The organism is Streptomyces sp. UH6, assembly GCF_013421635.1.
GTDB classification, from domain to species: Bacteria; Actinomycetota; Actinomycetes; order Streptomycetales; family Streptomycetaceae; genus Streptomyces; species Streptomyces abyssomicinicus.
Map to the genome: position 1 here is coordinate 1 of NZ_JACADT010000430.1, position 4677 is coordinate 4677.

Genomic DNA, 4677 nt, shown 5'->3' on the forward strand with positions numbered 1-4677 from the left:
CGTCCTCCACCGGCGGCAGGGTCGCGGGGTCGATCGCCCGCACCAGGCGGGTGAACTCCTTCAGCGTGAAGGTGCGCAGCCCGGCCGAGTGCCCCATCGAGATGACGTGGGCCCGGTGGTCGCGGGTGGCCGTCAGCACCAGGTCGGCGCGGATGACGTGCTCGTCGCGCAGCTCGCGCCCGGTGAAGCCGGAGGCGTCCGCGCCGTACTCGCCGAGCACGGTGACGGCGTTCTCCTCCATGGGAGCGCCCTCGTGCCCCCAGGTGCCGGCGGACTCGACCACGAGTCCGCCCCACCGGGTGTCGCCGAGCCGCTGGGCGAGGGCATGCCGGGTCAGCCGCTCGGTGATCGGTGAGCGGCACACGTTTCCGGTGCTGACATGCAGGATCCGGAAGCCGGCCTCCCCGCCGTCTTCCTCTCGTATGCCAAGCCCCGCGTCAGGGGCGGGGGTCAATTCGCCACCTCGAGGTCGGGTACCACCTTGCGCAGCTCCTCGGCGGAGATGGCGCCCTCGCGCAGCAGCACCGGCACCGGGCCGGTGACGTCGACGATCGACGAGGGCACGTTCCCCGGCGTCGGGCCGCCGTCGAGGTAGACGGAGACGGAGTCGCCGAGCATCTGCTGGGCGGCCTCGCAGGTCTCCGGCGAAGGGTGGCCGGTCAGGTTGGCGGAGGAGACGGCCATCGGGCCGACCTCGGTGAGCAGCTCGATGGCGACCGGGTGCAGCGGCATGCGCACCGCGACCGTGCCGCGGGTCTCGCCGAGGTCCCAGACCAGCGAGGGCTGGTGGCGGGCGACCAGGGTGAGCGCGCCGGGCCAGAAGGCGTCGACCAGTTCCCAGGCGGTCTCGGAGAAGTCGGTGACCAGTCCGTGCAGCGTGTTGGGCGAGCCGATCAGCACCGGGGAGGGCATGTTGCGGCCGCGCCCCTTGGCCTCCAGCAGGTCGCCGACGGCCTCGGAGGAGAAGGCGTCCGCGCCGATGCCGTACACCGTGTCCGTCGGCAGGACGACCAGTTCGCCACGGCGGACGGCGGACGCGGCTTCGCGCAGACCGGTCGCGCGGTCGGTCGCGTCGTTGGTGTCGTATCGCCGTGCCATGTCAGCTGGCCTCCTCGTGCGGGTCGTGCAGGGGGGAGAGTCGTTCGGTAGGGGTGGTGCCGGTGGGACGCGCGTTCACGGCGTCGCCTTGCGGGCCGTGGCGAACCGCGGCCGGTTGTTGAGGTCGGGGTGGTCGGCGGCGTCGGCCCAGCCCCTCTCCTCGGTGAAGATCCAGGGGACCTGGCCGCCCTGGGTGTCGGCGTGCTCGACCACGACGACGCCGCCGGGCCGCAGCAGCCGGTGCGCGGTGCGTTCCAGGCCGCGGATCAGGTCGAGCCCGTCCTGGCCGGAGAACAGCGCCATGTCCGGGTCGTGGTCCCGCGCCTCGGGGGCGACGTACTCCCACTCGGTGAGCGGGATGTACGGCGGGTTGGTGATGACCAGGTCGACCTGGCCGTCCAGGTCGGGGAAGGCGGTCAGCGCGTCACCGTGGCGCAGGTCGACGCGGGAGCCCTCCATGTTCTTGCGGGCCCACTCCAGGGCCTCCTCGGAGAGTTCCACGGCGTGCACCGAGGACCGCGGCACCTCCTGCGCCATGGCCAGCGCGATCGCCCCGGAGCCGGTGCACAGGTCGACGATGCGGGGTTCGGCGACGTCCATGGCGCGGACCGCGTCTATGGCCCAGCCCACCACCGACTCCGTCTCCGGCCGGGGCACGAACACCCCGGGGCCGACCTGGAGCTCCAGGTAGCGGAAGAAGGCGCGGCCGGTGATGTGCTGCAGCGGCTCGCGGGCCTCCCGCCGGGCGACGACCTCCCAGTAGCGGGCGTCGAAGTCGGAGTCCTTGACGGTGTGCAGCTGGCCCCGCTTCACGCCGTGCACGAACGCGGCGAGCTCCTCCGCGTCGTTGCGCGGCGAGGGCACGCCGGCGTCCGCCAGCCGCTGCGTGGCCTGGGCCACCTCGGCGAGCAGCACGCTGCGCGGGCTCTGGTTCTGCGGCACGCTGGTCCTCCGGTGTCGTCAGGGGGCGTCTTCGCGCGGTGGGCGCCGGACGTCAGGCGGCGGCGAGCTTGGCGGCCGAGTCCGCGTCGACGCAGGCCTGGATCACCGCGTCCAGCTCGCCGTCGAGGACCTGGTCGAGGTTGTAGGCCTTGAAGCCGACCCGGTGGTCGGAGAGCCGGTTCTCCGGGAAGTTGTACGTGCGGATCTTCTCGGAGCGGTCCACGGTGCGGACCTGGCTGCGCCGGGCGTCCGCGGCCTCCCGCTCCGCCTCCTCCTGCGCGGCGGCGAGCAGCCTGGAGCGCAGGATACGCAGAGCCTGCTCCTTGTTCTGCAGCTGGCTCTTCTCGTTCTGGCAGGAGGCGACGACACCGGTCGGCAGGTGCGTGATGCGGACCGCGGAGTCGGTCGTATTCACGGACTGGCCGCCCGGACCGGAGGACCGGTAGACGTCGATCCGCAGGTCGTTCGGGTTGATCTCGACGTCGACCTCCTCGGCCTCCGGCGTCACCAGGACACCGGCCGCGGAGGTGTGGATGCGGCCCTGCGACTCGGTGGCCGGCACCCGCTGCACGCGGTGCACGCCGCCCTCGTACTTCAGCCGCGCCCAGACGCCCTGGCCGGGCTCCGTGGCCCCGTTGCCGCCCTTGGTCTTCACCGCGACCTGGACGTCCTTGTACCCGCCCAGCTCCGACTCGGTGGCGTCGATGATCTCCGTCTTCCACCCCACGCGCTCGGCGTAGCGCAGGTACATCCGCAGCAGGTCGCCCGCGAACAGCGCGGACTCGTCACCGCCGGCGCCGGCCTTGATCTCGAGGATCACGTCCTTGTCGTCGCTGGGGTCGCGGGGGACCAGCAGCAGGCGCAGCTTCTCGGTGAGCTCCTCGCGGAGCTTCTCCAGTTCCTTGACCTCGGCGGCGAAGTCGGGGTCGTCGGCGGCCAGTTCCCTGGCGGTCTCGATGTCGTCCCCGGTCTGCTTCCAGGAGCGGTAGGTGGCGACGATCGGAGTCAGCTCGGCGTAGCGCTTGTTCAGCTTGCGCGCGTTGGCCTGGTCGGCGTGGACCGACGGATCGGCGAGCTTCTTCTCGAGATCGGCGTGCTCACCGACGAGTTCCTCGACGGCCTCGAACATGTGGGGCTCCTGGCTCCTGGAAGGGCGTGCTGGGGGACGAAGGCGTGGCGACCAAAAACGCCGGTCCCGGCCGCCCTGTGCGGGGCGGCCGTGGACCGGCGCGGTGGCTCGCTACTTCTTCGAGCCGGCAGCCGCCTTGCCGAAGCGGGCCTCGAAGCGGGCCACGCGGCCACCGGTGTCGAGGATCTTCTGCTTGCCCGTGTAGAACGGGTGGCACTCGGAGCAGACCTCGGCACGGATGGTGCCGGAGGAGATGGTGCTGCGAGTCGTGAACGACGCGCCACAGGTGCAGCTGACCTGCGTCTCGACGTACTCGGGGTGGATGTCGCGCTTCAAGGTGTCTCCTAGATTTCGGGAGGGCGCCGGGTCGCCGCCGCGGGATGCGGGAGCGTGAACCGGAGCCGACGTACCAGTCTGCCAGCACTGGCCGTATCCCCCAAAACCGGGGGCGGGGCTGTTCTATTCCTCGTCCGTCGCCCGTCCGTCGCCCGTCCGTCGCCCCGTGCGTCCCTGGGCCTCAGGAGGCGACGCGGGAGGGGGCGGCACGCGACGGGGAGCCGACGACCGCGTCCGCGTGCCCCGTGGCGGAGCCCTTGGCCTTGGCCGGGATCGCCTTGTCGTGCCGCATCGCCGACCAGACCAGCGCGGCCTTGTCCTCGTCGACCAGGACCCGGTTCGGGGCGGCCGGGTCGTACGCGACCGGCAGTGTGGTCATCGTCATCCTCGACGGCCCGATGTCCTTCAGCCCGCCGGCGAAGGAGGCGAGGGCGGTGACGCTGCCGAGGCTCTCGTCGGTGGTGACCGACTTGGTGGCGGTGTCGGCGAGGTCGTACAGCCGCTTGGGGCTGGACAGCACGCCGACCTCCTTGACCTGCTGCGCCAGCGCCTTGAGGAAGGCCTGCTGGAGCTGGATCCGCCCGAGGTCGGACCCGTCGCCGACGCCGTGCCGGGTGCGGACCAGACCGAGCGCCTGGGTGCCGCTCAGCCGGTGGGTGCCGGCGTCGAGTCTGAGGTGGCTCTCCGGGTCGGAGATCTTCTTCGTGGTGGTGACCTCGACGCCGCCCAGCGCGTCGACCATCCGGCGGAAGCCGGTGAAGTCGACCTCGAGGAAGTGGTCGACCCGGACGCCGCTCATCGACTCGACGGTCTTCACCGTGCAGGCCGCCCCGCCGGTGGCGTACGCCGAGTTGAACATGACGTCCTTCTCGGCGGGCTGCCGCTGCCCGGACCGGTCGACGCACGAGGGCCGGTCGACGAGGGTGTCGCGCGGTATGGACACCACGCTCGCCGCGGTGCGGCCCTTGTGGACGTGGACCAGCATCGCCGTGTCCGCGCGGGCCCCGCCGTCCGCCGCGCCGCCGCCGAGCCGCTTGTTGCTGCCGCCGGAGCGGCTGTCCGAACCGAGCACGAGGATGTCCTGCGACCCGTTGTCGGTGTCGGCGGGGCGCGCGGAACCGAGGACGCGGTCGATGTCGATGCTCTCGATGTTGCCGTTGAGCTGCGTGTAC

The 4677-nt window shown here is 71.9% G+C and carries 6 protein-coding genes; all 6 read right to left on the minus strand.

Annotated features, from left to right (window positions below):
• The coding region (locus tag HW445_RS19175) for a protein-tyrosine-phosphatase (protein WP_218957157.1) at nt 1–454 on the minus strand (454 nt) is incomplete at its 3' end.
• The gene (locus HW445_RS19180) at nt 451–1098 is read right to left on the minus strand and encodes an L-threonylcarbamoyladenylate synthase (RefSeq protein WP_180222224.1); all 648 of its coding nucleotides are present in this window, start codon (nt 1096–1098) and stop codon (nt 451–453) included. The genes HW445_RS19175 and HW445_RS19180, both read right to left, overlap by 4 nt.
• A gap of 75 nt (nt 1099–1173) precedes the next feature.
• Complete coding sequence (prmC, locus tag HW445_RS19185; RefSeq protein ID WP_151771951.1) at nt 1174–2013, minus strand: peptide chain release factor N(5)-glutamine methyltransferase; 840 nt, start codon at nt 2011–2013, stop codon at nt 1174–1176.
• Nucleotides 2014–2092: 79 nt separating this feature from the next.
• The gene (gene prfA, locus HW445_RS19190) at nt 2093–3169 is read right to left on the minus strand and encodes a peptide chain release factor 1 (protein ID WP_180222225.1); all 1077 of its coding nucleotides are present in this window, start codon (nt 3167–3169) and stop codon (nt 2093–2095) included.
• A gap of 111 nt (nt 3170–3280) precedes the next feature.
• Nucleotides 3281–3505, minus strand: a complete 225-nt coding sequence (gene rpmE, locus HW445_RS19195; RefSeq protein WP_019753312.1) for a 50S ribosomal protein L31 — start codon at nt 3503–3505, stop codon at nt 3281–3283.
• A gap of 181 nt (nt 3506–3686) precedes the next feature.
• On the minus strand, nt 3687–4677 hold a 991-nt coding region (locus HW445_RS19200), incomplete at its 5' end, for an LCP family protein (RefSeq protein ID WP_180222226.1).

Excerpts from the sequence above, each read along its gene's own strand:
- HW445_RS19180 (WP_180222224.1), bottom strand. The coding sequence starts at position 1,098 with ATGGCACGGCGATACGACACCAACGACGCGACCGACCGCGCGACCGGT.
- prfA (WP_180222225.1), bottom strand. The coding sequence starts at position 3,169 with ATGTTCGAGGCCGTCGAGGAACTCGTCGGTGAGCACGCCGATCTCGAG.